We start from the raw sequence: 24,414 nt of genomic DNA, 5'->3' as shown, positions 1-24,414 counted from the left end.
TCCTTGCGAAATTCGCAAGGAACGTCCCGTTCATCTCACTTCAGGGAGCGACGACCGGACCGATCAGCCGTACTGGGTCGAGCACACCGCGGAGCTCTCCAGGTAGCCCTTCCGCAGCGCCTCGAGCCGCTCGAAACCGTTGTCCACGCGCTTGCCGTTGACGTCGGCCGAGACCAGGCTCTCCGGGCTCAGCAGGTCCGAGATGGCCTCGTCGAGGTCACCGGCCGAGAGCCGCAGCGTCGCGCCGGGCACGGTGCTGGCCTTCGCCCAAGCGCCGACCAGGCACGCGGTGCGCAGTCCCGCGTTCGCGTTGTCGATCGACGCGCCGACACCCTTCTGGATGCCCATCGCGTACCGGGACGCGATCTCCGAGAACGCGGCGAAGTCGCCCTTGCCCTCGCTGTGCCCGCTTTCCCATTCCGCCTGCTGGTCGACCGGCTGGGCGAGCTCGCGCAGCTTGGTCAGGTCGATGCTGACGGTGTTGTTCGACGGGCAGTACGACGCGGGCGGGGTGCTCGGGCCGCCGGGGCAGCTGCCGTTGCCGTCCTCGGTGATCTCCGGACCGGGGACACCGGCGCCCTGGAAGGCCTTGTCCAGGCTCTCCTTCAGGATCCCGATGATCTTCATGTCGAGCTTCGCGTCGCCCTTGCCCTTGTCACCCTTGTCGAACGGGCGCTCGGTGATCCGCGCCTTGATGTTGTCCTCGTTCATCGCCGCGCATTCCTTCGGGCCCTTCTCGAACCCGACCTGGAACGCGTACGTGCGGTCGAACGCCGTGCCGTGCGCGCCCTGTTTGGTCGCGCTGGTGCCGGCCTGGTCGCGGATCAGGAACAGCGACGCCATGACCTGGTTGAGGCCCTCGGACGTGGAGACGCGGTAGAACTTGCTCTTGTCCTCGGCGACCCAGCGGAAGTAGCCGCCGGCGAAGCAGTCGGCCTGCTGCTCCTTGACGATCGACGGCGTGTTCTTCTTGATGCTGGCCTTCTCGCCGAGCCGGTACTGCACGGCGTGCCCGAGCTCGTGCGAGAGCACGACGGCCCCGGCCATCTTCCCGAACCGTTCGCGCAGCATGGGCAGCAGCACGCCGCGGTCCCACGCCACGAGGTCACCCGGCGGGCAGTAGAACGCGTTGACGAGCTTCTTGACGCTCCCGCATTCGGTCTCTTCGTCGTCGGTCTTCGCGCTGTAGGACAGCAGCGACTTCAGCGGCTCGTACGGCTGCCCGAAGTCGCGCGGCATGACCTCGGTCCAGTAGGCCTGCGCGTCGGCGATCGCGGCGATGGCGAGCTGGTCGTCTTCGGAGCCGTCCTCGTTGCGGACCTGCAGATCCGGCTTGGGCGCGTTCGGCTTCAGCCCGCTCTCGAAATGGGTGACCGGCAGGCCCGCGATGTCACCGGCGCCCGGCTGGCTGCCCTGTTGACCGGTCGAGCTTCCCTTGTCGCTGCAAGCGCTCAGCCCGAGGGCCAGCACCGTCGCGACCGCGATCAGAGCCGGGCGGCGAAAGCCTCGGACTCCCCCTTGGATCATGTTCACTCGCTTGTCGTCAGGGCCCCGACCGGGCCGCGTACTCCGGCAAGCAGGCACCCTACCCAGCGCTTATGGCCCGCGTGCAGGTAATCCCCGAAGTGGGTCTTGAGCGGGGCGGGGTCCCTGCCGATATGGTCGCTCCTCATGAGAGCAGTCCGCCGGTTCACCGTCCGCGCGAGCCTGCCGGAGTCGCTCTCCGGCCTCGGTGACCTCGCCACGAATCTGCGCTGGACCTGGCATCCGCCCACGCGCGACCTGTTCGCGTCGATGGACGCGGAGCTGTTCAACCGCGTCCGCGACCCGCTGCGGATGCTCACCGCCCTGCCCCCGGCCCGCCTCGACGAACTCGCCGTCGACGACGCCTTCCTCGCCCACGCGCGCGAGGCGGTCGCCGATCTGGAGCGCTATCTCGCCGAGCCGCGCTGGTACCAGAAACAGGACGACGCCGACCTCCCGCCCGCCGTCGCGTACTTTTCGATGGAGTTCGGCGTCACCGAGGCGCTGCCGAACTACTCGGGCGGTCTCGGCGTGCTCGCCGGGGACCACCTCAAGGCGGCGTCGGACCTCGGCGTGCCGATGGTCGGCGTCGGGCTGCTGTACCGCGCCGGGTACTTCCGGCAGGCGCTGTCGCTCGACGGCTGGCAGGTCGAGCACTATCCCGTGATCGATCCGAACGCCTTCCCGCTGGAGCTCGTGACCGACGGCGGCGAACCGGTGCTGGTCGACGTCGCGATGCCCGCCGGTCGCACGCTGCACGCGCAGATCTGGAAGGCCCGCGTCGGCCGGATCCCGCTGCTGCTCCTGGACACCGACACCGAGGCCAACGACGAAGACCTGCGCGCGGTCACCGACCGGCTGTACGGCGGCGACGCCGACCACCGCATCCGGCAGGAGATCCTGTCCGGGATCGGCGGCTTCCGCGCGGTGCGGCGCTATTGCGAGCTGACCGGGCATCCGCAGCCGAAGGTGTTCCACACCAACGAAGGCCACGCCGGCTTCCTCGGGCTGGAACGCGCCCGCGAGATCATCCAGGCCGACGGGCTGGCGTTCGACGAGGCGCTGCCCGCCGTCCGCGCCGGCACCGTGTTCACCACGCACACCCCGGTCAGCGCCGGGATCGACCGGTTCCCCGTCGACCTCGTCCAGCGGTACTTCACCGACGGCAGGCTGGTCCCGGACGTCGATCCGCGCCGGGTGCTCGCGCTCGGCGCCGAGGACAACCCCGGCCTGTTCAACATGGCGCATATGGGCTTGCGGCTGGCCCAGCGCGCGAACGGCGTCTCCGCGTTGCACGGCCGCGTGTCGCGGCGGATGTTCTCGCGGCTGTGGCCCGGGTTCGACTTCGACGAGGTGCCCGTCTCGTCGGTCACCAACGGCGTCCACGGGCCGACCTGGGTGGCGCGCGAACTGAGCGCGCTGCTCGGGCGCAACCACGAGGAGCTGGGTCTCGACGGCGTGCAGGGCAAGCCGCTGCGGGACGGCGTCAGCGACGATCAGCTGTGGGCGCTGCGGCGTGAGCTGCGGGAGAAGCTGGTCGCGGAGGTGCGGCGCAGGGTGCGGGCCGCGTGGATGCAACGCGGAGCGTCCGCGCTCGAACTCGGGTGGACCGACACGGTCTTCGACCCGGACGTGCTGACCGTCGGCTTCGCGCGCCGCGTGCCGACGTACAAACGGCTCACGCTGATGCTGCGCGACCCGGATCGCCTGCGCGCGCTGCTGCTGGACGAGCGGCGCCCGATCCAGCTCGTCGTCGCGGGCAAATCGCATCCGGCCGACGAGGGCGGCAAGCAGCTGATCCAGCAGATCGTCCGGTTCGTCGACGATCCCGAGGTCCGGCGCCGCATCGTCTTCCTGCCGGACTACGACATGTCGATGGCGCGCTACCTCTACCGCGGCTGTGACGTCTGGCTGAACACGCCGGTGCGGCAGCTGGAGGCGTGCGGCACCTCGGGGATGAAGTCCGCGCTCAACGGCGGGCTCAACCTGTCCATCCGAGACGGCTGGTGGGACGAGTGCTACGACGGCAGCAACGGCTGGGCTATCCCGACCGCGGACGGTGTCACCGACCCGCTGCGCCGCGACGAACTCGAGGCCGCGGCGCTCTACGACCTGCTGGGCCACCAGATCGCGCCGTTGTTCTACGACCGCGGCGCCGACGGCGTTCCCGGCGGCTGGATGTCGATGGTGTGGCACACGCTGGAGACCCTCGGGCCACGCGTGCAGGCCGCGCGAATGGTGCGGGAATACGTCGAATCGGGTTATCTGCCCGCCTCGCGCATGGTCGCCGAAGCCACGGGTGACGGATACCGCGGCGCGCTGTCGCTGGCCGACTACCGGACCAAACTGGACGTCTCGTGGCCGCGGGTGCGGATCTTCGACACCGAACTGCTCGTCGAGGGTTCCGCGCCGATGGTCACCGGGACCGAGGTGACCATCCGGGCGCGGATCGACCTCGCCGGTCTCGAACCGTCCGAAGTGGACGTTCAGGCCGTCGTCGGGAAGGTGGGCGACGGGGACGAACTGAGCGACCCCGTCACCGTCGGCATGTCGGGCGACGGGATCGGCGCGTTCGCGGCGCGGCTGAAGCTGCCGCATCCCGGCTCGATCGGCTACACCGTGCGCGTGCTGCCGAAGCACCGTCTGCTGGCGACACCCGCGGAACTGGCGCGGGTCGTCCACGCTTAGGCCGGTACCGAACAAAAGAAACAGCCGATTCTCGATTTCCGCCGGACAATGCGGAACGGCCCGGTGAAATAGACTTCGCCGGGCCGGTCCGAATGGCGGAGGAATGGTGGCTTCGGCTAAGGAAACGAAAACATCGCGCAGAGCCAAGGACCGGCTGCACCATGTCCACGCCCGGGCCGGGATCCGGCAGGAAGGGCTGCTCCCCGCGCTGGGGCCGGAATTGCGCGGCATCTGGGGAATCGCCGAGGACGCCGAGCCCGGCCGGGCACGCGAAATCGTTCTTCTCCGGCTGAACCGCGTTCTCGAACGGTTCACCGACCCGCTCATGCCCGAGATCGTCTGGACCGCCTACAACCTCGGCGTGGATCCGGTGCACGGTGGGGCGGGCATGGTCGGCCGGATCAGGACCATGGTCGGCCGGGGCCGGGTGCCGGTCTCCGAGCGCACCTGCACCCGGCGGTTCTACGACTTCCTCGGCAGCGTCAAGAACAGCCTCGACGGTTTCCAGGAGGACCTCACCGGCGAGGACTTCCGGCTCGCCGCGCGGTGGCTCGCCGAGAACACGCGCCCGGAGCGGGAGCAAAGCCCCCGCGAACCCGTTCCCTCGGTCATGCGGATGTTCCTCGACGGCACGGTGTGCGGCCCGGCGGACGAGGCGGGCGCCCCGGTCCCGGCCCGGCTCGGCGCGCACGGCGACTGGCTCTGCGTCTTCACCGACGAGCGGTTGCTGGCCGAGTACCGCGCGGTCACCGGCGCGGGCTGGGGCCGGATCCGGCACCGGACCGGCCGCGAGGTCGTGCTCGCGGCCGCCCGCCGTGCCGCGGCGACAGGCGTGCTGGTCAACCCCAGGCCGACACGGGGAGCCGGGATCCACGCCGCGCTCCCGCTCTCGCCGGAGTCGGTCGCCAGGCTGGCGGTCCGCCGCTAGGGGACGGCGGGGGTGGCGCCTTCCCGGACCGGGAGCCCCGCCGAACGCCAGGCCCGGAACCCGCCTTCGAGGTCGGTGGCCCCCGGCAGGCCGAGCCGCTGCAGGTCGGCGGCCGCGAGGCTCGACGAGTACCCCTCGTTGCACACGACGATCACCGTCGAATCCGGTTTCACCTGCGGCAGCCGCCATTCGCTGTCCGGCGCGAGCCGCCATTCGAGATGGATCCGCTCGACGACCACCGAGCCGGGGATCTCGCCCTCTTCGGCCCGGTTGACGTGCGGGCGGATGTCCACGATCAGGGCGCCGTCCCGTTGCAGCCGCAGCGCCTGCTCGGGTTCCGCCCGGTCCAGTCCGGCCCGGGCGGCGGCCAGCAGGCTGTCGATCGCACTCATCGGCCCAGTATCGGGGCCAGCGAGGGGATCTCGGCGGGAACGTCGGCGAGCGTGGCGTATTCGCGCGTCGCGACCAGCGGCGGCGAGTAGGCGTGGACGCTGGCGGCGGGCTCGGTGCCGATACCGGTCACCTGATGCGCGCGTCCCGCGCCGAAGCCGATGCCCTCGCCCGCGACGTGGGTGCGGCGCCGGACCGGGCCGCCGGGGTAGCGGTACTCCTCGCCGATCTCGCCCTGCAGCACGGTGAACGACCCGGACGCGCCGCCGTGGTCGTGCGGTTTGGTCTGCTGACCGGGCAGCCACGACAGCAGCCACAGTTCGACGCCGTCGGTCAGCGCGAGCCGCGCCCACCATCGTTGGCCGGCGTCGAAGCGCAGCAACCCGCGCAGGCCCGAGGTCAGCTCGGTGGTGACCGTGGAGGTCAGCTCGGCCAGTTCGCGGGGCGTCCAGAGCAGGCGATCGGGGTGCAGCAGTTCGGGAAGCAGCGGGTCGGTCAGCTGCGGGTGGATCTCGAAGTCCTGGCGGGGCGTGATGGATGTGGTCACGGAGAGGCTCCTCGTGAGATTCGCGGGCGCGGAAGGCAAGGCGCGGCGCGACACGGGGAGTGCCGTCGGGAAGAGGAACTCAGCCGTGTCGCGCGGTGGTACACCCGCACGAGGCGACGAGGAGCAGGTCGATGGTCCGGCGGCGCCAGAAAGAGCCCCCGATGACGGGGAAGGCGGCGGACACGGACCTGATCACGTCGCCGATGGTGCCACAACGTCCCGCCGGAGGTCGCGTCGTCCCACTTCCTGGACCAGCCGGTTTCCGCCGACCGGCGGCCCGGTGCACACACGCGCGCGAGTGCGGACACAATGGGCGCGTGAGCGAGCCGATCCAGCCCAGCGAACTTGACGACCTCGTGGTGAGGATGACCGGTGTCGGGGTCCGCCGAACAGGCAACGACCTCCTCGCCGACCTCGATTGGACCGTGGAACTGGACGAGCGCTGGGTGGTGCTCGGCCCGAACGGCGCGGGCAAGACCACCCTGCTCCGGCTGGCCGCGGCCGAGCTCCACCCGACCACCGGAACGGTCGATCTGCTCGGCGACCGGATCGGCAAGGTCAACATCTTCGAGCTGCGCCCGCGGATCGGGTTCACCTCGGCCGCGATCGCCCAGCGTGTGCCGGGTGAGGAGCGCGTCGTCGACGTCGTGGTGAGCGCCGGGTACGCCGTCGTCGGCCGCTGGCGTGAGGAATACGACAGTCTCGACACCGACCGCGCCATGGAGCTGCTCGGCGCCCTCGGCATCGCGCAGCTGGCGGACCGCACCTTCGGGACGCTGTCGGAGGGCGAGCGCAAGCGGGCCCTGATCGCGCGTTCGCTGATGACCGACCCGGAGATGCTGCTGCTCGACGAGCCCGCCGCCGGGCTCGACCTCGGCGGCCGCGAGGACCTCGTCGCCCGCCTCTCCGAGCTGGCCCTCGACCCGGAGGCCCCGGCCATGGTGCTCGTCACCCATCACGTGGAAGAAATCCCGCCGGGATTCACCCACGCGCTGTTGCTGCGCGACGGCCGCGCGGTCGCCTCCGGCCTCGTGGACGACGTCGTGACCAGCGACAACCTGTCCAAGACCTTCGATCAGGACCTCCTGCTCGAACGGTCCGGTGATCGCTTCTTCGCCCGTCGCCGCTGACGGGTCGTACTGACCGGTAGCCTGCACTCTGTCTTGGACGGTTAAGGAGGACGGCGTGGGAGAGTTCGTAAGTCTCGAGGTCGAAGGCGGGGTCGGCACGATCCGGCTGGACCGCCCGCCGGTCAACGCGCTGAACAACCAGGTGCAGGCGGAGCTGGCCGAGGCGGCCCGTGAGGCCTCCGAGCGCGACGACGTGCGCGCCGTGATCCTCTACGGCGGCGAGAAGACCTTCGCGGGTGGCGCGGACATCAAGGAGATGGCCGAGCGCACCTACCCGGAGATCGCGAAGTTCGGCGCGGCGCTGACGGCGTCGCTGGCCACCATCGCGAACATCCCGAAGCCGGTCGTCGCGGCCATCACCGGCTACGCGCTGGGCGGCGGCCTCGAACTCGCGCTGACCGCCGACCGCCGGATCGCCGGCGACAACGTCAAGGTCGGCCAGCCCGAGATCCAGCTCGGCGTCATCCCCGGCGCCGGCGGCACGCAGCGCCTGGCGCGGCTCATCGGCCCGAGCAAGACCAAGGACCTCGTGTTCACCGGCCGGTTCGTGAAGGCCGAGGAGGCCCTCGCGCTCGGCATCCTCGACGAGGTCGTGGCCCCGGACGACGTCTACGCCGCCGCGCACAAGTGGGCGTCGCAGTTCGCGAACGGCCCGGCCGTGGCGCTTCGCGCCGCGAAGGCGGCCATCGACGGTGGTCTCGACACCGACCTCGCGAGCGGCCTCAAGCTCGAATCCCACCTCTTCGCCGCGCTCTGGGCGACCGAGGACCAGCGCAACGGCATGAAGTCGTTCATCGAAAACGGCCCTGGCAAGGCCACCTTCGAGGGGAAGTAGGCGCGATGACGCAGGTGAACGATCCGGCGCCGAATCCGCACGCCACCGCCGAAGAGGTCAAGGCAGCCTTCGACGACCCGAAGCTCGCCAACGTGCTCTACCACGACTGGGAAGCCGGGACCTACGACGAGAAGTGGTCCATCTCCTACGACGAGCGCTGCATCTCCTACGCGACGGACGTGTTCAACGCCGTCGCCGGTGAAGACGGCCAGCCGTACCCGACCGCGATGGAACTGGGCAGCGGCACCGGTTTCTTCCTGCTGAACCTGATGCAGGGCGGGGTGATCAAGAAGGGTTCGGTCACCGACCTCTCGCCGGGCATGGTGCAGGTCGCGCTGCGCAACGCCGAGAACCTCGGCCTCGACGTCGACGGCCGGGTCGCCGACGCGGAGCGGATCCCGTACGAGGACAACAGCTTCGACCTCGTCGTCGGGCATGCCGTGCTGCACCACATCCCGGACGTCCGCGCGGCGTTCGCCGAGGTGCTGCGGGTGCTGAAACCGGGCGGCCGGTTCGTCTTCGCGGGCGAGCCGACGAAGGTCGGCGACTTCTACGCGCGCAAGCTCGGCCAGGTCACGTGGTACCTCACCACCAACCTGACCAAGCTCCCGGTGCTGAACGGCTGGCGGCGTCCGCAGGAGGAGCTCGACGAGTCCTCCCGCGCGGCCGCGCTGGAGGCCGTGGTCGACATCCACACCTTCGACCCGTCCGAACTCGAGTCGATGGCCCGCGGCGCGGGCGCGCAGGACGTCCGCGCGGTCACCGAGGAGTTCGCCGCCGCGCTCGCGGGCTGGCCGATCCGGACCTTCGAGGCCGCCGTGCCGCAGGAGAAGCTGACCCTGCGCTGGCGTCTGTTCGCGTACCGGCTGTGGCTGCGGCTGTCCGCTTTGGACAAGAAGCTGCTCGCCAAGGTGCTGCCGCGCGAGCTGTTCTACAACGTGATGATCACCGGTACCAAGCGATCGTAGGTTGCCGTACCAGTTCACCCTCGACGACGTCGCCTTCCTGCGCTCCGGCGCGGGAAGCGCGGCGCTCGCCGAATGCTCGTCCCTGCCGCTGACCGACAGGACCCGCATCGCCGACGTCGCCGCCGTGCGCCGGATCGCCCCGGACCACGCGGCCGCGGTGCTGGAAACGGTGGTGCTGCGGCGGAAGTCGGCGTACAAACTGGACGCCGCCGGCTCGTGGCTGTTCACCGGCGACGCCCTCCAGCAGGCCAGCGCCACACTGGTCGCCCGGCACCGGGCTTCGCGGCTGGCGGGTCGTGACGTCCACGACGTGACGTGTTCCGTCGGCGCCGACCTGATCGAGATCGCCCGCGTCGCGGAGAAGGCGCTGGGTTCGGATCTGGACGACGTCCGCCTGGCGATGGCGCGCCACAACGCTTCCGAGGCCGGGGTTTCGCCGACTCTGCTCAGGGCCGACGCGTTGCGGCCGGTCAGCCGGGCTTCGGTCGTCGTCGCCGACCCCGCCCGCCGTGACTCCGCCGGGCGCCGCGCGTGGAAGCCCGCCGATTTCCTGCCGCCGCTGGACAGCCTGGTCGACGCCTATCCCGGACGCGAGCTTTCGGTCAAATGCGCGCCTGGCCTCGATTTCTCCATCGCGCCCTGGGCGGACGAGGTCGAACTGGTCTCTTTGGACGGTCAGGTCCGCGAGGCGTGCCTGTGGCGCGGTGCGGGCTCGACGGTGTCGCGCCGGGCGACGGTGCTGCGTTCCGACGGTACACAGTGGACGGTCACCGACGCCGACCCCGACGAGATCCCCGCGCGGGAGCCGGGCGAATGGATCGTCGACCCCGACGGCGCCGTCGTCCGGGCCGGACTCGTGCGGCACTACGCGGCGCGGCACGGTTTGTGGCAGCTCGACGAGCGCATCGCGTACCTCACCGGGGGCACCCCGCCGCCCGGGATCCGGGCGTTCCGGGTGTTCGAACACGGACCGTACAGCGAGAAGAGCCTTCGTGCGTCGCTGAAGAAGCACGACATCGGCCGGTTGGAGATCCTCGTCCGCGGTCTCGACGTGGACCCCGACGCGTTGCGACGCAAGCTGAAACCTCGCGGTGGTGCGGAAGCGACCCTGGTGCTGACCAGGATCGGTCGTGCCGGAGTGGCGTTCCTCTGCCGCGCGGAAGTACGCGCCTGAGGGAATATCCGTGCGGCCGGCGTCGCTGTGCCCGGTATCGGAAACCTTCGAGGGAGCTGATCCATGTCTGACAAGAAGGTGTTGAAGCCCAGCGCCGCCCACCCGATCACGGTGGAGCCGAACAAGGCGCGGGTGGTCGTCACGGTCGGTGGGAAGGTCGTCGCGGACAGCGCGAACGCGCTCACCCTGCGGGAGGCGAACTACCCGCCGGCGCAGTACATCCCGCGCGCCGACGTCGACTTCGGCCTGCTGGAGCGGACGGACCACTCGACGTACTGCCCGTTCAAGGGCGACGCGTCGTACTACAGCATCCGCACCGGTGACGGCGTCGCCGAGAACGCAGTCTGGACCTACGAGGCGCCGCACGACGCGGTCGCCGAGATCAAGGACCACGTGGCGTTCTATCCGACGAAGGTGGACGCGATCGAGGAGCGCTGACCGTCACGGGAGCTGGTTGATCCGGTCCCCGTCGGCCGCGAGCGAGGTGTCGGATTCGATCGGCCACACCTCCAGCCCCGGTGCTTTGACCAGGGCATCCACCAGGGCCTGCTCGCCGGCGACGAGGGTCGAATCGAAGTCGACTTCGGTGGCGACGCACCACGCGCGGTCGTCCGGCCAGAACAGGTTGGGCGACCGCGCCTCGAACCAGTTCGGCCGCGGCCGCCAGCCGAGTTCCGTGGCGGACGTCAGCGGTCCGGTGAAGAGCAGGTAGTCCCGGCCGGGGTGGCGCAGGCGCGGCGCGTCGAGGTGCTCGCGGGAGAACGCCGCCTCGTCGGCCCAGCCGTAGCCGTCCCAGAGGCAGAACCAGGCTTCCGAAGCGGACGTGTGATCGCCGAGAACGGCCAGCAGCGCGGTGAGGCAGTGCGACGGAAGCGTTCCGCGTCCCGGCGGCGAGCCCCGCCAGAGCGAGCCGGTGAGATTCACCGGATCCGGGGAGCCGACCAGCGCGTGCCACTGCATGGCCCCGTGGGCGCGCCGTCCCGTCTCGGCCGCGGCTTCGCTCCAGCTCGCCCAGCCGCCGCGGTCGCGCTCGGCGGGGTGGCAGAGGCGCGCGTAGGCGGCGTAGCCACGCGGAACCGTGCGGCCTGCCGCGCCGAACGTCCCGCCGAGCCTGGGGAAGATCCACTCGGCGGGGGACGGGTCGAGCACCGGTCGCAGCACGGCGGCAAGTCTTCAGCAAGATCAGGTGCGGCGCATCTTGTCGGTGGGCGGGGGCATACTGCCGGACGTGGGTGTTCCGCTGCGTCGCCGTTCGGGCCGTTCGGTGTACCGGGAAAGCACGCCGGGCGCGGCCGTGGCCGGCGTGGTCGAGCGCGCCTGGACGGGTCTGGTGGGCTGCCGCCGGCCGCTGCGGGTGTTCCCGGACGGCTGTGTGGACCTCGTCTGGGACGGGACGGTGCTCGCCGCGGTCACCACGGTGCGCGGCGTGCTGCGGCACGAGCTGCCGTCGGCTGAGTGGACCGTGGGGTTGCGCCTGAGGTGCGGCACCGGGGGCGCGGTGCTGGGACTGCCGATGACGGAGCTGGGCGCGGGTGCCACTCCGTTACGCGACCTGTGGGCCGCTGGGGCGCGCGCGGAAACCAGGATGGCCGGCTGCGGGACGCCCGGCGAGGCGCGCTCGGTCCTGGAAACGTTGGTCGCCGAGAGACTCCAGGACGTCGAGATGGACGGCCTGTCTCTCGCGGCCGCTCGCGCGCTGCGCGTGCCCGGTGCTCGGACCGACCGGGTGGCCGCGGAGCTGGGCGTGAGCGAGCGCGGCCTTCGGCGGCATGTGCGGCACGACGTCGGTGTCGGTCCCAAGGAGTTGCAGCGGGTGCTGCGGTTCCACCGGTTCGTCGGACGCGTCGGGGCCGTGGCACGGGACGAGGCGTCGCTCGCCGACGTCGCCGCCGATGTGGGCTACGCGGATCAGTCCCATCTCGGGCGCGAGTGCCGGCGGCTGTCGGGCACCTCGCCCGGCGCGCTCGTGCGGTCGTGGACTGGCCGAAACGTTCCAGACTGAGCCGGTCCGCCCGGGCGAAGATCGGGTGGTGCCCGAACCTTTCCGCGTCACCATCGCCATCCGCACGGACGATCTCGACATCAACGGTCACGTCCGCGGCCCCGCCTACCTCGCGTACGCCGATCACGCGCGCTGGGAGTGCGTGTGGGCGGCCGGTGTGGACCCGTTGGCGCTCAAGGCCGGGAATCTCGGCCCGGTCAACCTCGAAACGACGATCCGGTTCCGCCGGGAGCTGCATGCCCGCGCGCGGATCGACGTCCTGACCACGTTCACCTGGGAACCGGGCAAGGTGTCACGGGTCGTCCAGGAATTCGTCGCGCCGGACGGCGCCGTCGTGGCCGAGGTGAAAAGCCTTTCCGGGCTGCTGGATCTCGAAAGCCGCCGCCTCGTCGCGGATCCGGGACGGCACTGGCGGCGATACGCGTCACGGCCGGAAATCCTCGGCCTGCCGTGATCCCGCCCGCTTCTGGTAGAGACTGGTGGGCCATCTCGCCTCCGGCGGGTCGGCCACGTGCTCGAAACCCCTGCGCTCGTAGAACCCGCGCAAGGCGGCGTTGTCCCTCGTGGTCGCTACGCGGACGAAGGCTTTGTGGTCAGCTGTGGCCTTCTCACCGACCCAGTCGAGGATCCTGTTCCCGAGCCCGGCTCCGGCCGCTTCCCGCGCCACCGCGAGGCGGCCGAGGTGGTAGGCCGGTTCCGCTTCTCGGCCCCAGAGTTCGGGATCCGCCTCGGTCACCACACAGGTCGCGATCGGCTCGCCGTGCCCGACGACCAGCACCACCTCGCCCGTCTGAATCCGATGCTGTACCGACTCGCGGGGGAAGCGTCGCGGCCATTGGTGGATACCGCGCCCGGCCAGCCAGGCTGCGGCTTCGGCGAGGAGGTCGAGTACGGCGTCCTCTTCGCCCGGCCGGGCCGGACGGATGGTGAGCTCCGCGGTGAGCGGCTCGGGGCCGGTGAGGATCGGCATGGCATCGATGATGCCCGTGCGGTGGTCGAATATCCGTCGCGGGACCGACGAGGCGATGGCGGGGAACGCGAGGCACGTGATCCGGGCGTTGCTGGACGAAGCGTAAATCGCTTGATCCTTCGAACTACGGTTCGATCATGACGAAGACACTCCGGTTGGCCGAGGTCACCGCCGCCAACTTCGAGGCCGCGATCGAACTGCAGGTCCACCCGGCGCAAGCCCATTTGGTCGCGCCGGTCGTGAAGTCCCTCGCCGAGGCCTACGTGCACCCCGGCGTCGCTTGGCCGCGCCTCATTTTCGACGGTGACCGGCTGGTCGGCTTCCTCATGGCCTTCCTGGACATCGACTTCGCCGGCGACGGCACGGGCACGGACATCCGCTCGGGCCTGTGGCGACTCAACATCGCGGCAGGCGAGCAGGGAAGAGGGTACGGCCGGTTCGCGGTCGAGGCCGTGGCCGCCGAGATCCGCCGCCGGGGCGGCGACCGACTCACCGCCTCCTGGCACCCAGGCGACGACGGCCCCGAGCGCTTCTACCTGAGGCTCGGGTTCCGCTTGACCGGGGAGACGAGCGGGGATCAGGTGGTCGGGGAGCTGGCGCTGGACTAGGGATTACGCCTGGCGCCGCGTTGGGGACGCGCAGGTGAGGTGAAGGGGACTCTCCTCGCATCGGATGTGGGGAAGGGCCTTTGGTGCCGTGGTTTCCGGCAGGTGGTGGCGTGGGCGGACCGCGGGGTGGCGGGGCAGGGTGGCCGGTCGTGTTGCGACTGCGGTGAGCGGCCGCCGCGGCGAGGGGTGAGTGGGCGGCGCCGCGGCGGGGCGAGGCGTGAGTGGGCGGCGCCGCGGCGGGGCGAGGCGTGAGTGGGCGGCCCGCGGCGGGGCGAACTGGTCGCGTTGCGAAGAAGTTCGCGCGGCGTAGCAGGGGCGTTCGGCCTGAGGTGGGCTCTCGAGGGCGGAAAGACATGACATAGCCCCCGCCGAACAGGCCTTCTTCGCTCGTCTCAAGAGAAGCAGTCCCCGCGGCGTGGTTCTGGACTGGCTTGCGGGCCGTTCGTGCTTTTCCGGGACACACTCTGGTCGCAGGATGCCCGATTGGTGTCGCTGGGCACGCTTCGCTGCCGACACTTGTGAAGTGTCGGATCGGGTACCGCGACTACTGTCTCATGTGGACAGTCTTGCTCCCCGGCAAGTCGTTCGGCTTCCGGTTCGGCCTACGTTCTGAGGTGCATGGTGTTGCGTCTGGGTGTGCCGGTGGGGTCGAGGTAGGCGGGCGGGGTGAATTCCGGCAGGCCGTCTTGGGCGATCTGGACTTTCCATTCGCTGTGGTGGATCAACCGGTGATGCTTGGTGCACAGGAGCACCAGATTGTCGATCTTCGTTTCGCCGTGGTGGCGCCAGAAGACGATGTGGTGGGCGGTGCAGCGCGGCACCGGCATGTCGCAGCCCGGGAAGGCGCAGCCACCATCGCGGAGGGTGAGTGCGTATTTCTGGGCGAGGGACACGGTCCGTTTCGATCGGCCGATGTCCAGTGGTTCGCCTGCGGTGCCGAGGACGCCTGGTCGCACCCGCGCGTCGCAGGCGAGGATGCGGGCGTCGGTGGCGCTGATCGGCCCGACGAGATCGAGGTGGGCTTCGCCGATGTCCCGGATGAGGTCGTCGTAGGACATGGTGATGAGGATGTGGGTGGCTTCGCCGGCTTGGCCGGGGAGGTTGCGGCTGGTGGTTTTCAGTCGGACGTAGTCGGTGAAGGCGTCGCCGTAGCGTTCGTCCTGGCTGCGGGAGTCTCGTATCCCGTCGATGGCTTTGTGCGGTTTGGCCATGGGGTCGAGGTCGGATTTCAGGCGGGCGTAGGTTTCCAGGTCGAGCCGGGCTTTGAGGCCGAGCGAGCCGTCGCGGTGTTTGACGAATCGCAACTCGGGGCGGGTGTCTTTCGGGTCCTCGTTACGGGGCTCTTTCCCGTCTGGGTCGAGTTTGTCCAGCAGGCGCCGTCCGGCACGGGCGATCTGCCGCGGCCCGGCCCGGCGAGCCAGCTCCACCAGGATCTTCTCTCCGGTCCGCACGTCTTCTTCGGGCACGGTGGACGGGATCCGGGCGAGGGTGCGGATGATCGCGTCGATCTGGCCACCGCCGATCGCGCCTTCGGCGGCGGCCAACGCGGTCAACGGTGCCAGGGGTGGTTCCGCCTCACCGCCGAGGGTGGGGCCGGGATGCAGGGCCAGGACGCGGTCGGCGCGGTCGCCGGCTTCCTTGTCTGTCACGAGGAAGTCCTCGAAAATCAGTGCCGCCAACGTCGAATGACCGGAGCATCCGCGTACGCCGCGGGAGTTGATTTCCGCGAGGATCGCGTTCTGCTCCGCATCCGCCCGGCGCTTCAAGATTTCGAGTTCTTGTTTGCGGGCGTGCAGCGTCGCGGTGTCGACGCGCCACCACTCGGTGGACGTCCCCTGGGGTGCATCGTTGCTGGCCACGACACCGAAGCTACTCCGTATCGAACACTTGCGCTAGCCCAAACGGCCCAATACGAGAAATTGCCGAAAAAATGGCAACAGCGAAGGGAGTCTTAAGCGTGCGAAGCGTCTTTAAGTAAGCGAAGAGCCTTAAGTGCGCGAAGCGTCTTCAAGTAAGCGAAGCGCCTTTAAGCGCGCGAAGAGCCATAGGCCGCCGAACCCATTCGGTCGAGCGAAAGCGTGAGGCAAGAAGATGCGCATCGGCCCAGGCTCGTGCTAACGTCGACCTCGAGCCCCGTATGGGCCTACGCATGGAGGTAGCGGCTACTCGGCCATCAAGAGATCGGCACACACCGTCTCTCGTATTCAGTCATCCCCTTGTGGTGGGAAGACGCCTCCATGTGGTGCGCCCGAAATCGGGCGCGTCCAGGCTCGTGTGCGCTCTTTCGGTGGCGGTTCCGCGCCCTCCTGACGACACATCGACGGGAAGGACCGCATTGACCGGCTTCAACGACCAGGTGATCGAGGAATTCAGGCGGAACAAGGGAAAGCTCGGCGGCACGTTCGAGGGGTGGCAGCTGCTCCTGCTCACCACCACGGGCGCCAAGAGTGGTGTGCGGCGGACGAATCCGTTGGGGTATCTGGAAATCGACGGCAAGATCGTCGTGGTCGCTTCGAACATGGGGGCGCTGGCGCATCCGGGCTGGTATCACAACATCCGGCGTGATCACCGGGTCACGATCGAGCTGGGGAGCGAGACCTGCGAGGCCATCGCGGCCGTTCCGCCCGCGGCGGAGCGCGACGCCTTGTTCGCGAAGATCGTCAGAATGGAGCCGGGTTTCGCCGAGTATCAGGCCAAAACGACACGTGTGCTGCCGGTCGTGATCCTGCATCGGATCGACGATCGGGTGCGGGGGCTGGGGGACTTCCTGGTGGAGGTCCACGGCTGGCTGCGAGACGAACTCAAGACACTGCGCGCCGGGGTGGACGACGTCGTGGCCGGGCGCGCGGACACGCTCCTGATGGAGAAATCCCTGCGGGCGCACTGTATTTCGTTCTGTGAGGCGCTGACCAAACATCACACCGGTGAGGAAATGGGCGCGTTTCCCCTGCTGGCGCAACGGTTTCCGGGGCTCGCTCCGGTGCTGACGAAACTCGGGGAGGACCACGTCGTGGTCGCGGGCCTGCAGAAGCGGATCCGGGAGCTCGTCGAAGGGTACGTGCATGGCGAGAGCGACCCCACCCGCTTGCGCGAAGAGTTCGACGTGCTCGCGGGGACGCTCGAAGCGCATTTCGCCCACGAAGAGCGAACGGTCGTGGCGGCGCTCAACGTGACGGCGCCCGGCTGAGCGATGCGGACGCCCTGGGGTTCCGGCCCCGGGGCGTGTATCGTGAGTGCCGCGGCACGAGGCGGGTGGAATTCGCCCCCGGCCTCGCCGAAGATCGCGAACCCAGCGGTCCCTTCGAAAGGTTTCACAGTCAAAACTCACAGCACCGACGGTGCGCTGTTCAGTCATCCGCTCGACAACCAGGTCGAGCGACAAGAACCCCCGGCCCCGCAAGGCGAGCGATACACGGATCTTTTTCGCGAACCTTCTCACCCCGCACCGGAACCTTCGGCCGACGCCGTTCGTTGACCGGTCAGACCAACGTTTTGGGTGTCGTGTTGTCCAAGCACGCTCGCGCAGAATTCGTCGCGGGCGTCGCTTTCCGCGCGTCGCGCCGTGACACCGGCTGACAGCCGGTACCAGGCTGGCAACGAGCACAGTCCTGGCCATCGACGAGAAGCGGCGATATGACTTCAGTTCTAAGACCCCCGGACAGCGAAGAGCGCCGGGCACCACAGCCCATGCTGTCCGGGGAGCAGAGCACCACCGAAAATCTCCTCGTCAAACTCTTCGCGGTGGTGCCGTTGCTGGCGCTGGCCGCGTCCGTCCCCTTCGCGTGGGGCTGGGGCCTCGGCTGGGTGGACCTCGGCCTGGCCGCCGGGTTCTACTTCCTCACCGGCCTCGGCGTGACCATCGGTTTCCACCGCTACTTCACCCACGGCGCCTTCAAGGCCGGCCGCGGCCTGCGGATCGCCCTCGCGGTCGCCGGCAGCATGGCCATGCAGGGCCCGGTCATCGGCTGGGTCGCCGACCATCGGCGCCATCACGCCTTCGCCGACCGCGAGGGCGACCCCCACTCCCCGTGGCGGTTCGGCAGCGGCCCGGCCGCGCTGGCCCGAGGCTTCTGGCACGCCCACATGGGCTGGCTGTTCGAGCGCGAGAAGACCAACGCGCACCGGTTCGCCCCCGATCTGCTCGCCGACCGTGACATCGTCCGGATCGATCGCCTGTTCCCGCTGCTCACCGTCGTGACGTTGCTCGCGCCCGCCGTCCTCGGCGGCGTGCTCACGATGTCGTGGTGGGGCGCGGTCACCGCGTTCTTCTGGGCGAGCCTGGTCCGCGTGGCGCTGCTGCACCACGTCACCTGGTCGGTGAACTCGCTCTGTCACCTGATCGGCGACCGGCCGTTCGCCGCCCGCGACAAATCCGCGAACTTCTGGCCGCTCGCCATCGCCTCGATGGGCGAGTCCTGGCACAACTCCCACCACGCCGACCCCACCGGCGCCCGGCACGGCGTCCGCCGCGGTCAGCTCGACATCTCGGCGCGGCTGATCTGGCTGTTCGAGAAGGCGGGCTGGGCGACGGACGTCCGCTGGCCCAAGGCCGATCGCCTCGGCCGGAAACTCAACCCGGGCCACGCCCTGTCACTGGGCCGGAGCGCGAACCGGGCCTGAGCCCGTCAGCGAACCGCGCCCGCGATGGCGCCGATCAGTTCCGGTCCGTCGGACAACACCGGATCGTTGTGATCGGCGCCGGGGACCTCGATCGCCGTGGCACCGGCCGCCCGCGCCACGGCACGGCTCTGCTCAGCCGGGACGATCGAGTCCGCGGCGCCGTACACGACGGTCACCGGCGCTTTCACCCGTGCGACGTTCTCCCTCGTCGGGAACTGGTCCCGCAGCAGCCAGCGGACCGGCAGGAACGGGTAGTGCCGTCGCCCGACCGACGCGAGGTCGACGAACGGCGAGCGCAACACGAGCGCGGACGGCGGGCGCTCGGCGGCCAGTTCTGTGACGACCGCGGAGCCGAGGCTCTCGCCGAAGTAGATCAGCGGCGTCCCGGCCTCGCGGGCCAGGAAGTCCTGTGCGGCGCGGACGTCCAGCGCGAGCCCGTCTTCGGACGGTTCACCGGGATTGCCGCCGTAGCCGCGATAGTCCAGGAGCAGCACCGAGAGCCCGCGCGCGGTCAGCGCGCGGGCCATCGGCACGCGATACGACCGGTTCCCGGCGTTGCCCGGCGCGACCAGCACGGCCGCTTTCGCGCCGGTGGCCGGGAAGTACCAGCTCGAAAGGCTCAGCCCGTCCGAGGTGGTGAGTGTGACGTCCCTGCCGCCGGGCAGTAGGTCGGCGGCGCCGGCGAGCGGACCTCCCTCGGGGAGGTAGATCAGCTTGCGCTGGAAGGCGAAGGCGCCACCGAAGACCACGCCGACGATGGTGACGGCCACCGCCAGCGCGATCAACACCCTCTTGCGCATGCTCAGGCCTTCGCCTGGGGAAGGCCGAACCGCGCGAACAGGTCCGCGTCGAGGAACGAGGTGATCTCGCCGATCCGGTCTTCGCGCGGGGTGAGCACGTTGATGGACCAGGCGCGATGGACGGCGTCGGCCGATTCGCCCAGGTAGCAGGCGACGGCGGGCTGCCCGTTGGCCGTGAGGATCTCGGTGCGCCAGCTCGGGCACCGGCCCAGCGGGACGGCGATGGCGAAGGCGGTCACCGCGTCGATGCCGCTGTACCAGCGCGTGAGCGGTGGCATGGACCAGGTGACGTCCTTGGTCAGCAACGCCACGAGCGCGTCGGCGTCGCCACGCTCCAGCGCGGAGGCGAAGTTCGCGGCGAGCTCGCGTGTCCGGCCGTCTTCGAGCTTCTCCGGCGCCGGGATCTTCTCGCCGACGATCGCCCGCGCGCGTTGCAGCGCGCTGTTCACCGCCGCGACCGAAGTGTCCATTGTGGACGCGATTTCGGCGGCGGTGAAGCCGAGGACCTCGAAGAGCACCAGCGCGGCCCGCTGGTTACCCGGCAGGTGTTGCAAGGCGGCGACGAAGGCCAGCTCGACGGTCTCGCGCCGCTCGTACCGGGTGTCGGGCGCGTCCGGATACGGGCCGAGCCACGCCACCTCGGTCGCCGGGGCGTCTTCGAGCACGACTCGCTCGCTCGCCGGGCCCAGGTCCATCGGCAACGCCCGCTTGCCGCGAGCGGCCGCGATGTCCAGGCAGGTCCGGGTGACGATGGTGTAGAGCCAGGTGCGCATCGAGCTGCGGCCCTCGAACCGGTCCATCCCCCGCCAGGCTCGCAGGAGCGCGTCCTGCAGGGCGTCGTCGGCGTCGTGGACCGAGCCGAGCAGCCGATAGCAGTGGGCGTGCAGCTCGCGGCGAAGCGGCTCGACCAGCCGATCGAACGCCGCGTCGTCGGTGGGCACGACGGCTACTTGGCGCGGAGCGCGGTGACGGCGGGCGTGAACATCGTCGTCTTGATCGCGGACAGGGTGCCGCGATCCTTGCCTGCCAGCGGGCGGACGAGTTCGGCCGCGTACTCGAGCAACGCGGGCTTCTCGGCGACGGCGTCGACGAGCCCCAGATCCCGCGCGTCCGTCCCGCCGAACCGGCGTCCGGTGGTCATCGACGCGATCGCGGCGGCGGGGGTGAGCTTGCCCTGGATCAGCGCCGCCATCCCCGGCGTGAACGGGATGTTGATATCCGCTTCGGGGAAGCAGAAGTACCCGCGGTCGGCGCGCATCACCCGGAAGTCGTGCGCCATCGCCAGCATGGCCCCGGCGCCGAACGCGTGCCCGTTGATCGCGGCGACCGTGTGCACGCCGAGGGTGAGCACACGGGCCAGCAGCTCGTGGACGTCGGCGACGTAGTGCGCGGCCTGAGCGGGATTGCTGGTGAGCCATTCGAGATCGAGGCCGTTCGAGTAGAACTTCCCGGAGCCGACGGTGACCAGCACGGCCGGATCCGGATAGGCGACGACGGTGTCCAGCTGGGAATGGACGGTTTCCAGCCAGGAGGGCGAGAAGCGGTTCTCGTCGTCGCCGAGGTCCAGCAGGAACACCGGGGCGTCGTGGCGCAGTGTGGGCATTTCAGTCCTTCCGTGGGGGTGGGAGCAGGAGTATGGCGCGGACCGCGGCGGTGAGCCGCGCGCGGGAGTCTTCGGAGATCGGTTCGCCCGCACTGAACGCGCGGCGGAACAGGGCCGTCGGCAGATCGACCACGCAGGTGGTCAGCACCTCGACGGCCAGCGCGTCCCGCCGGTTCCAGAGCCGGTCGGCGAGCCGGACCAGGAGCGCGACCAGGCGCTTGTCGAGTGCCAGAAGGTCGCCCGCGAGGTCGTCGGGGATCTGTGGGCCGAGCAGGTGCTCCTTCTTGACCGTGATGAGCAGTCGGGCGGCTTCCGGCCTGCGGTCGGCGAACACGGCCGGCGCGCCCGCGGTGGCGGCGACCGCCGCGGCGGGGTCTTCGGCTTGGGCGGCCAGCTCGGTCTGGAGGTCGAGGAACTCGCCTGCGGCGCGAAGCCAGACACGGGCCAGCAGCGCGCCGAGGGAGCCGAAGGCGTGATAGATCGTGCCGTTGGACACGCCCGCGGCGGTCGCGAGCGACCGGACGGTGACGCCTTGAGCGCCGGCCTCGACGACGAGGCGCTCGGCCGCGTCGAGCAGCCGGTCCAGGTCGTGCACGCGGGGGCGGGCCATCACGCGAGAATAACAGAGCACTCGCTCTAAAACTTTGTCAGGCGGAGAAGCCCGCCATGGCGGGATGTGACGGGGGTCATGAACGGCTCTGCGGCCAGGTTGTCACATCCGGTGGACGGCCGGGGTCAACCCGCTGAACCACCGAGAAGCCAAGGAGAAACCGAAATGACCACCGCCTATGTCATCGTCACCGTCGTCGGAGCGTTCATGGCCGCGTTCTCGGCCGCCTCGATCTTCTTTCGCGCCAAGTGGGTCGTGCGGCCGCTGGCCGACTACGGCGTCCCCCGCGGCTGGTGGACGCCGCTCGGCGTCGCCAAGGCGGCGGGCGCGCTCGGCCTGATCACCGGCCTGTGGGTGCCCGCGCTCGGCGTCGCGGCCGGGATCGGCCTGGTGCTCTACTTCACCGGCGCGGTGATCACCGTGCTTCGCGCGCACTGGCCGTCGCACGTCGCGTTCCCGCTGATGTACATGACGCCCGTCGCCGCCTCCTTGGTGCTCGGCTTCGCCGCTTGAGGTCAGGAATCCGGGGACCACACCGCGAGTTCGGCGCCGCCGGGCTCGCGGAAGTGGAACCGGCGCCCGCCGGGGAAGGAGAACGGCTCGACGGTGACGACTCCGCCCGCGGCCTCGACGGAAGCCTTCGCCCGGGCGAGGTCGTCGGTGCGGATCGTCACCAGTGGCGCGGCCGTCCGCTGCGCGGCGTCCTGCTGGAAGCCGAACGAGACCACGCCGCCGCTCTGGACGTCGGTATACGTCGGGCCGTAGGCCGCGGCCGTCCACCCGAAGGCCTTTTCGAAGAACTCGCCCGAGCCCTCCGCCGAACTCGACGGGAACTCGACGAAGTCGATTTCGTACATGGCCCGGAAGCTACTCCGGACCACCGACAGAAAGTCTCAGACGCTGCGCAGGACCGACACCACGACGCCGAGCACGGTCGCGCGGTCCCCGTCGATGACGTCGTAGGCGGGGTTGCGCGGTTCGAGGTACACGTGGCCGTCGCGGCGGCGGTACACCTTGACCGTGGCCTCCTCGTCGATCATCGCGGCGACGATCTGGCCGGAATGCGCCTCCCGCTGCTGCTTCACCACGACGATGTCGCCGTCGCAGATCGCCGCGTCGACCATCGAATCACCGCGCACCCGCAACCCGAAGACGGTGCCGCGGCCGGTGAGTTCACGCGGAAGGGTCATCACGTCGTCGACGTGCTCGACGGCCGAGATCGGCGTTCCCGCGGCGATGTCACCGACGACGGGGACCGGCACGGAGTCCTCTGTGGACGCTTTCGGCGAGGTGCCGTGCAGGAAGGCGCGGACGTCGATGGGGCGGGAGATCGAGCTGCTGCGGCGGAGGAAGCCCTTCTCCTCCAAGGCCGCGAGATGCTTCGACACCGAGGACGTCGAGCGGAGCCCGACCGCTTCACCGATCTCGCGCGTGCTCGGCGAGTATCCGTACTCCGTCACCCATTCGCGGATGGTCAGCAGGATCTTCTGTTGCCGCTCGGGCAGGGAAGCGGCTTCCTCGAACAGCTCGAGATCTTGGTAGGCGGTCATCAGCGGAATGGTAGTTCGTGCGGACCGCCGCGATCGCCGCGGTATCCGGCTCGCGGGCGCGCGGGGAAATCGCCGTCGAGATCGGCCGGATGGCGGCGCGGGCGGGCCGAAAGTCCGATCCCGTGGCCGGTTCCGCGAGGTTGACTCGATCGTATGAACACGAAGATCACCACGGCGGTTCTCACCGCCGCGACGGCCGCGGTCGTCCTGTCCGGATGCGGTCTCAGGGAAGGACTGACCGAAAAGGCGAACGGACACGTCAAGACGGTCGGCTACGCGACCGGCGCGGAGGGCAAGCGGGACGAGGACGCCCGGCTGCCGGAGTGGGTGCCGGACGGAGCGACGTCGATCACGGAGGTCATCCGGACCACGGGTTCGGAGCGGATCCTGAGATTCACCGGCGGGACGCTGCCCAGCCTCTGCGTGCCGGGGGCGGCCGCGACCCAGCCCGCCACCCTCGCCGCCCAGTGGTGGCCGGTGGGGTTGGAGAGCCGGACCGACCAGGTCTGCGGTGAATGGCACGTGCTGGTCCAGGGCGCCGACGTGTACGCGTTCAAACCGGAAACACTGGTGAGCAAGAGGTCCTGAGTCATTCCTCGGGGGCGAGCGCGTCGGCGCAGGCGGCGAGGTCGTGGAGCAGCCGGTCCCGTTCGTCCGCCGAGAACGGCGTGAGCATCCGGTCCTGGACCGCGCGTACGACGCCGCTGGCGGCGTGAAGCCGTTCGCGTCCCTCGGGAGTGAGGGTGCTGGGGAGGGCCCGGCCCTGGGGCGCGGTCGCCGGGCGGGTGATGAGCCCTCGGTCCTGCAATCCACGCAGGACCAGGTTCATCGACTGCCGGGTGACGAACACGGCCCTGGCCAGTTCCGCGTTGGACAGCCCCGGCCGCTGCGAGAGCACTTCGAGGCAGGAGTACTGCGGCACGGTCAGATCGAGCGGGCGCAACGCTGTGTCCATCGCCGTCCGGAGCGCCGTCGCCGCTCGTTTCAGCAGGTATCCCACCGCTTGGTCCAGAGGGCCGACAAGGTCGCCTTGACTCATGTCAGCATCATGACATACATTGCCTATGTCAACACACTGACATGGAGGCCGACATGACCGTCACCGGACCCGATTTCTTCTCACTGCAGGTGCGCGACCTCGACCGCGCGGCCGCGTTCTACGAGACCCACCTCGGGCTGAGCAGGCTGCCCGTCGCGCCGCCGCACGCGGTGGTGTTCGGCACGAAGACGATCCCGTTCGCGGTGCGGGAACCCGTGCCGGGTACGGATCTCGACGCCATCTCCCCGCGGCCGGGATCAGGGGTGGCGATGTGGCTGCACGCCGACGACGCGCAGGGGCTGCACGACCGGCTGGCCGACGCCGGCGTCACCATCCTCACGGAGCCGTTCGACGGGCCCTTCGGCCGTACGTTCGCCTTCGCGGACCCGGACGGCTACGCGATCACCGTGCACGACAAGGCCTGAGCT

28 protein-coding genes are annotated in these 24,414 nt (G+C 69.9%); 15 read left to right on the top strand and 13 right to left on the bottom strand.

Going from position 1 to position 24,414, the window contains the following annotated elements:
* Nucleotides 1–63 precede the first annotated feature (63 nt).
* A complete protein-coding gene (locus ACOCEP_RS02705; RefSeq protein ID WP_482335584.1) occupies nucleotides 64–1,533 on the bottom strand; it encodes a neutral zinc metallopeptidase in 1,470 nt (489 codons plus the stop codon).
* 138 nt (nucleotides 1,534–1,671) lie between these two features.
* Between ACOCEP_RS02705 and glgP the strand changes: the two genes are divergently transcribed.
* Nucleotides 1,672–4,212 (top strand): alpha-glucan family phosphorylase, encoded by a 2,541-nt coding sequence (gene glgP / locus ACOCEP_RS02700; protein ID WP_482335583.1) that lies wholly within the window; start codon nucleotides 1,672–1,674, stop codon nucleotides 4,210–4,212.
* A 103-nt stretch (nucleotides 4,213–4,315) separates the two neighbouring features.
* A complete protein-coding gene (locus ACOCEP_RS02695; RefSeq protein WP_482335582.1) occupies nucleotides 4,316–5,140 on the top strand; it encodes a hypothetical protein in 825 nt (274 codons plus the stop codon).
* On the opposite strand, the gene ACOCEP_RS02690 is transcribed toward ACOCEP_RS02695, so the two are convergent.
* Nucleotides 5,137–5,532 carry a rhodanese-like domain-containing protein gene (locus tag ACOCEP_RS02690; protein ID WP_482335581.1) on the bottom strand — a complete coding sequence of 132 codons (396 nt, stop codon included), beginning with the start codon at nucleotides 5,530–5,532 and terminating at the stop codon, nucleotides 5,137–5,139. The two genes, ACOCEP_RS02695 and ACOCEP_RS02690, sit on opposite strands and share 4 nt — an antisense overlap.
* On the bottom strand, nucleotides 5,529–6,077 hold the full coding sequence (locus ACOCEP_RS02685; protein ID WP_482335580.1) for a cysteine dioxygenase: 549 nt from the start codon (nucleotides 6,075–6,077) through the stop codon (nucleotides 5,529–5,531). Before ACOCEP_RS02685 ends, ACOCEP_RS02690 begins: the two co-directional genes overlap by 4 nt.
* Before the next feature lie 317 nt (nucleotides 6,078–6,394).
* Between ACOCEP_RS02685 and ACOCEP_RS02680 the strand changes: the two genes are divergently transcribed.
* From ACOCEP_RS02680 to ACOCEP_RS02660, 5 genes are all read left to right on the top strand, one after another.
* A complete protein-coding gene (locus ACOCEP_RS02680) occupies nucleotides 6,395–7,207 on the top strand; it encodes an ABC transporter ATP-binding protein (protein ID WP_482335579.1) in 813 nt (270 codons plus the stop codon).
* Nucleotides 7,208–7,262: 55 nt separating this feature from the next.
* Nucleotides 7,263–8,042, top strand: coding sequence for an enoyl-CoA hydratase/isomerase family protein (locus ACOCEP_RS02675; protein WP_005167845.1), 780 nt, complete (start codon nucleotides 7,263–7,265; stop codon nucleotides 8,040–8,042).
* 5 nt (nucleotides 8,043–8,047) lie between these two features.
* Nucleotides 8,048–9,010: a methyltransferase domain-containing protein gene (locus ACOCEP_RS02670; RefSeq protein ID WP_482335578.1), complete on the top strand. Its 963-nt coding sequence runs from the start codon at nucleotides 8,048–8,050 to the stop codon at nucleotides 9,008–9,010.
* Between the two features lies 1 nt (nucleotide 9,011).
* Entirely contained in the window at nucleotides 9,012–10,184 is a 1,173-nt protein-coding gene (locus ACOCEP_RS02665) for a class I SAM-dependent methyltransferase (RefSeq protein ID WP_482335577.1), read from the top strand.
* A gap of 63 nt (nucleotides 10,185–10,247) precedes the next feature.
* Nucleotides 10,248–10,622, top strand: coding sequence for a DUF427 domain-containing protein (locus ACOCEP_RS02660; protein ID WP_482335576.1), 375 nt, complete (start codon nucleotides 10,248–10,250; stop codon nucleotides 10,620–10,622).
* Nucleotides 10,623–10,625: 3 nt separating this feature from the next.
* Here ACOCEP_RS02660 and ACOCEP_RS02655 read toward each other — a convergent pair whose 3' ends face one another.
* Nucleotides 10,626–11,345, bottom strand: a complete 720-nt coding sequence (locus ACOCEP_RS02655; RefSeq protein ID WP_482335575.1) for a hypothetical protein — start codon at nucleotides 11,343–11,345, stop codon at nucleotides 10,626–10,628.
* Nucleotides 11,346–11,412: 67 nt separating this feature from the next.
* Here ACOCEP_RS02655 and ACOCEP_RS02650 point away from each other — a divergent pair, with 67 nt between their 5' ends.
* Both ACOCEP_RS02650 and ACOCEP_RS02645 read left to right on the top strand, forming a co-directional pair.
* Complete coding sequence (locus ACOCEP_RS02650; RefSeq protein WP_482335574.1) at nucleotides 11,413–12,186, top strand: helix-turn-helix domain-containing protein; 774 nt, start codon at nucleotides 11,413–11,415, stop codon at nucleotides 12,184–12,186.
* A 28-nt stretch (nucleotides 12,187–12,214) separates the two neighbouring features.
* Complete coding sequence (locus ACOCEP_RS02645) at nucleotides 12,215–12,640, top strand: acyl-CoA thioesterase (RefSeq protein WP_482335573.1); 426 nt, start codon at nucleotides 12,215–12,217, stop codon at nucleotides 12,638–12,640.
* Here ACOCEP_RS02645 and ACOCEP_RS02640 read toward each other — a convergent pair.
* Nucleotides 12,611–13,156 (bottom strand): GNAT family N-acetyltransferase, encoded by a 546-nt coding sequence (locus ACOCEP_RS02640; RefSeq protein WP_482335572.1) that lies wholly within the window; start codon nucleotides 13,154–13,156, stop codon nucleotides 12,611–12,613. The genes ACOCEP_RS02645 and ACOCEP_RS02640 overlap by 30 nt on opposite strands.
* A 137-nt stretch (nucleotides 13,157–13,293) precedes the next feature.
* On the opposite strand from ACOCEP_RS02640, the gene ACOCEP_RS02635 reads away from it, so the two are divergent.
* Entirely contained in the window at nucleotides 13,294–13,764 is a 471-nt protein-coding gene (locus ACOCEP_RS02635) for a GNAT family N-acetyltransferase (protein WP_482335571.1), read from the top strand.
* 602 nt (nucleotides 13,765–14,366) lie between these two features.
* On the opposite strand, the gene ACOCEP_RS02630 is transcribed toward ACOCEP_RS02635, so the two are convergent.
* Nucleotides 14,367–15,623 carry an HNH endonuclease signature motif containing protein gene (locus ACOCEP_RS02630; RefSeq protein WP_482335570.1) on the bottom strand — a complete coding sequence of 419 codons (1,257 nt, stop codon included), beginning with the start codon at nucleotides 15,621–15,623 and terminating at the stop codon, nucleotides 14,367–14,369.
* A gap of 476 nt (nucleotides 15,624–16,099) precedes the next feature.
* Here ACOCEP_RS02630 and ACOCEP_RS02625 point away from each other — a divergent pair, with 476 nt between their 5' ends.
* On the top strand, nucleotides 16,100–16,951 hold the full coding sequence (locus ACOCEP_RS02625) for a nitroreductase/quinone reductase family protein (protein WP_482335569.1): 852 nt from the start codon (nucleotides 16,100–16,102) through the stop codon (nucleotides 16,949–16,951).
* A 446-nt stretch (nucleotides 16,952–17,397) separates the two neighbouring features.
* Complete coding sequence (locus ACOCEP_RS02620) at nucleotides 17,398–18,384, top strand: acyl-CoA desaturase (RefSeq protein WP_482335568.1); 987 nt, start codon at nucleotides 17,398–17,400, stop codon at nucleotides 18,382–18,384.
* A gap of 5 nt (nucleotides 18,385–18,389) precedes the next feature.
* Here ACOCEP_RS02620 and ACOCEP_RS02615 read toward each other — a convergent pair whose 3' ends face one another.
* The 4 genes from ACOCEP_RS02615 to ACOCEP_RS02600 are packed head-to-tail and all read right to left on the bottom strand — an operon-like array spanning nucleotide 18,390 to nucleotide 21,397.
* Complete coding sequence (locus ACOCEP_RS02615; RefSeq protein ID WP_482335567.1) at nucleotides 18,390–19,184, bottom strand: alpha/beta hydrolase; 795 nt, start codon at nucleotides 19,182–19,184, stop codon at nucleotides 18,390–18,392.
* Nucleotides 19,185–19,186: 2 nt separating this feature from the next.
* Nucleotides 19,187–20,125, bottom strand: coding sequence for a sigma-70 family RNA polymerase sigma factor (locus ACOCEP_RS02610; protein WP_482335566.1), 939 nt, complete (start codon nucleotides 20,123–20,125; stop codon nucleotides 19,187–19,189).
* Between the two features lie 5 nt (nucleotides 20,126–20,130).
* The gene (locus ACOCEP_RS02605; protein WP_482335565.1) at nucleotides 20,131–20,787 is read right to left on the bottom strand and encodes an enoyl-CoA hydratase-related protein; all 657 of its coding nucleotides are present in this window, start codon (nucleotides 20,785–20,787) and stop codon (nucleotides 20,131–20,133) included.
* A 1-nt stretch (nucleotide 20,788) separates the two neighbouring features.
* Entirely contained in the window at nucleotides 20,789–21,397 is a 609-nt protein-coding gene (locus ACOCEP_RS02600) for a TetR/AcrR family transcriptional regulator (RefSeq protein WP_482335564.1), read from the bottom strand.
* A gap of 165 nt (nucleotides 21,398–21,562) precedes the next feature.
* On the opposite strand from ACOCEP_RS02600, the gene ACOCEP_RS02595 reads away from it, so the two are divergent.
* On the top strand, nucleotides 21,563–21,910 hold the full coding sequence (locus ACOCEP_RS02595; protein WP_482335563.1) for a DoxX family protein: 348 nt from the start codon (nucleotides 21,563–21,565) through the stop codon (nucleotides 21,908–21,910).
* Nucleotides 21,911–21,912: 2 nt separating this feature from the next.
* Here the strand turns inward: ACOCEP_RS02595 and ACOCEP_RS02590 are convergent, their stop codons facing one another.
* Complete coding sequence (locus ACOCEP_RS02590; protein WP_482335562.1) at nucleotides 21,913–22,254, bottom strand: VOC family protein; 342 nt, start codon at nucleotides 22,252–22,254, stop codon at nucleotides 21,913–21,915.
* A gap of 36 nt (nucleotides 22,255–22,290) precedes the next feature.
* A complete protein-coding gene (lexA, locus tag ACOCEP_RS02585) occupies nucleotides 22,291–22,947 on the bottom strand; it encodes a transcriptional repressor LexA (RefSeq protein WP_482335561.1) in 657 nt (218 codons plus the stop codon).
* Between the two features lie 153 nt (nucleotides 22,948–23,100).
* Here lexA and ACOCEP_RS02580 point away from each other — a divergent pair, with 153 nt between their 5' ends.
* A complete protein-coding gene (locus tag ACOCEP_RS02580; protein WP_482335560.1) occupies nucleotides 23,101–23,535 on the top strand; it encodes a hypothetical protein in 435 nt (144 codons plus the stop codon).
* Nucleotide 23,536: 1 nt separating this feature from the next.
* Here ACOCEP_RS02580 and ACOCEP_RS02575 read toward each other — a convergent pair whose 3' ends face one another.
* On the bottom strand, nucleotides 23,537–23,986 hold the full coding sequence (locus tag ACOCEP_RS02575; RefSeq protein WP_482335559.1) for a MarR family winged helix-turn-helix transcriptional regulator: 450 nt from the start codon (nucleotides 23,984–23,986) through the stop codon (nucleotides 23,537–23,539).
* A 53-nt stretch (nucleotides 23,987–24,039) separates the two neighbouring features.
* Between ACOCEP_RS02575 and ACOCEP_RS02570 the strand changes: the two genes are divergently transcribed.
* Nucleotides 24,040–24,411 carry a VOC family protein gene (locus tag ACOCEP_RS02570; RefSeq protein ID WP_340683549.1) on the top strand — a complete coding sequence of 124 codons (372 nt, stop codon included), beginning with the start codon at nucleotides 24,040–24,042 and terminating at the stop codon, nucleotides 24,409–24,411.
* Nucleotides 24,412–24,414: the final 3 nt, after the last annotated feature.

This window comes from Amycolatopsis sp. CA-211722, assembly GCF_056828465.1.
The sequence above is the reverse complement of the archived record's forward strand: the minus strand, read 5'-3'. Positions and strand labels throughout refer to the sequence as shown.

Excerpts from the sequence above, each read along its gene's own strand:
- glgP (WP_482335583.1), top strand. The coding sequence starts at position 1,672 with ATGAGAGCAGTCCGCCGGTTCACCGTCCGCGCGAGCCTGCCGGAGTCG.
- ACOCEP_RS02695 (WP_482335582.1), top strand. The coding sequence starts at position 4,316 with ATGGTGGCTTCGGCTAAGGAAACGAAAACATCGCGCAGAGCCAAGGAC.
- ACOCEP_RS02690 (WP_482335581.1), bottom strand. The coding sequence starts at position 5,532 with ATGAGTGCGATCGACAGCCTGCTGGCCGCCGCCCGGGCCGGACTGGAC.
- ACOCEP_RS02670 (WP_482335578.1), top strand. The coding sequence starts at position 8,048 with ATGACGCAGGTGAACGATCCGGCGCCGAATCCGCACGCCACCGCCGAA.
- ACOCEP_RS02660 (WP_482335576.1), top strand. The coding sequence starts at position 10,248 with ATGTCTGACAAGAAGGTGTTGAAGCCCAGCGCCGCCCACCCGATCACG.
- ACOCEP_RS02640 (WP_482335572.1), bottom strand. The coding sequence starts at position 13,156 with ATGCCGATCCTCACCGGCCCCGAGCCGCTCACCGCGGAGCTCACCATC.
- ACOCEP_RS02635 (WP_482335571.1), top strand. The coding sequence starts at position 13,294 with ATGACGAAGACACTCCGGTTGGCCGAGGTCACCGCCGCCAACTTCGAG.
- ACOCEP_RS02620 (WP_482335568.1), top strand. The coding sequence starts at position 17,398 with ATGACTTCAGTTCTAAGACCCCCGGACAGCGAAGAGCGCCGGGCACCA.
- ACOCEP_RS02615 (WP_482335567.1), bottom strand. The coding sequence starts at position 19,184 with ATGCGCAAGAGGGTGTTGATCGCGCTGGCGGTGGCCGTCACCATCGTC.
- ACOCEP_RS02605 (WP_482335565.1), bottom strand. The coding sequence starts at position 20,787 with ATGCCCACACTGCGCCACGACGCCCCGGTGTTCCTGCTGGACCTCGGC.
- ACOCEP_RS02600 (WP_482335564.1), bottom strand. The coding sequence starts at position 21,397 with ATGGCCCGCCCCCGCGTGCACGACCTGGACCGGCTGCTCGACGCGGCC.
- ACOCEP_RS02595 (WP_482335563.1), top strand. The coding sequence starts at position 21,563 with ATGACCACCGCCTATGTCATCGTCACCGTCGTCGGAGCGTTCATGGCC.
- ACOCEP_RS02590 (WP_482335562.1), bottom strand. The coding sequence starts at position 22,254 with ATGTACGAAATCGACTTCGTCGAGTTCCCGTCGAGTTCGGCGGAGGGC.
- lexA (WP_482335561.1), bottom strand. The coding sequence starts at position 22,947 with ATGACCGCCTACCAAGATCTCGAGCTGTTCGAGGAAGCCGCTTCCCTG.
- ACOCEP_RS02580 (WP_482335560.1), top strand. The coding sequence starts at position 23,101 with ATGAACACGAAGATCACCACGGCGGTTCTCACCGCCGCGACGGCCGCG.
- ACOCEP_RS02575 (WP_482335559.1), bottom strand. The coding sequence starts at position 23,986 with ATGAGTCAAGGCGACCTTGTCGGCCCTCTGGACCAAGCGGTGGGATAC.
- ACOCEP_RS02570 (WP_340683549.1), top strand. The coding sequence starts at position 24,040 with ATGACCGTCACCGGACCCGATTTCTTCTCACTGCAGGTGCGCGACCTC.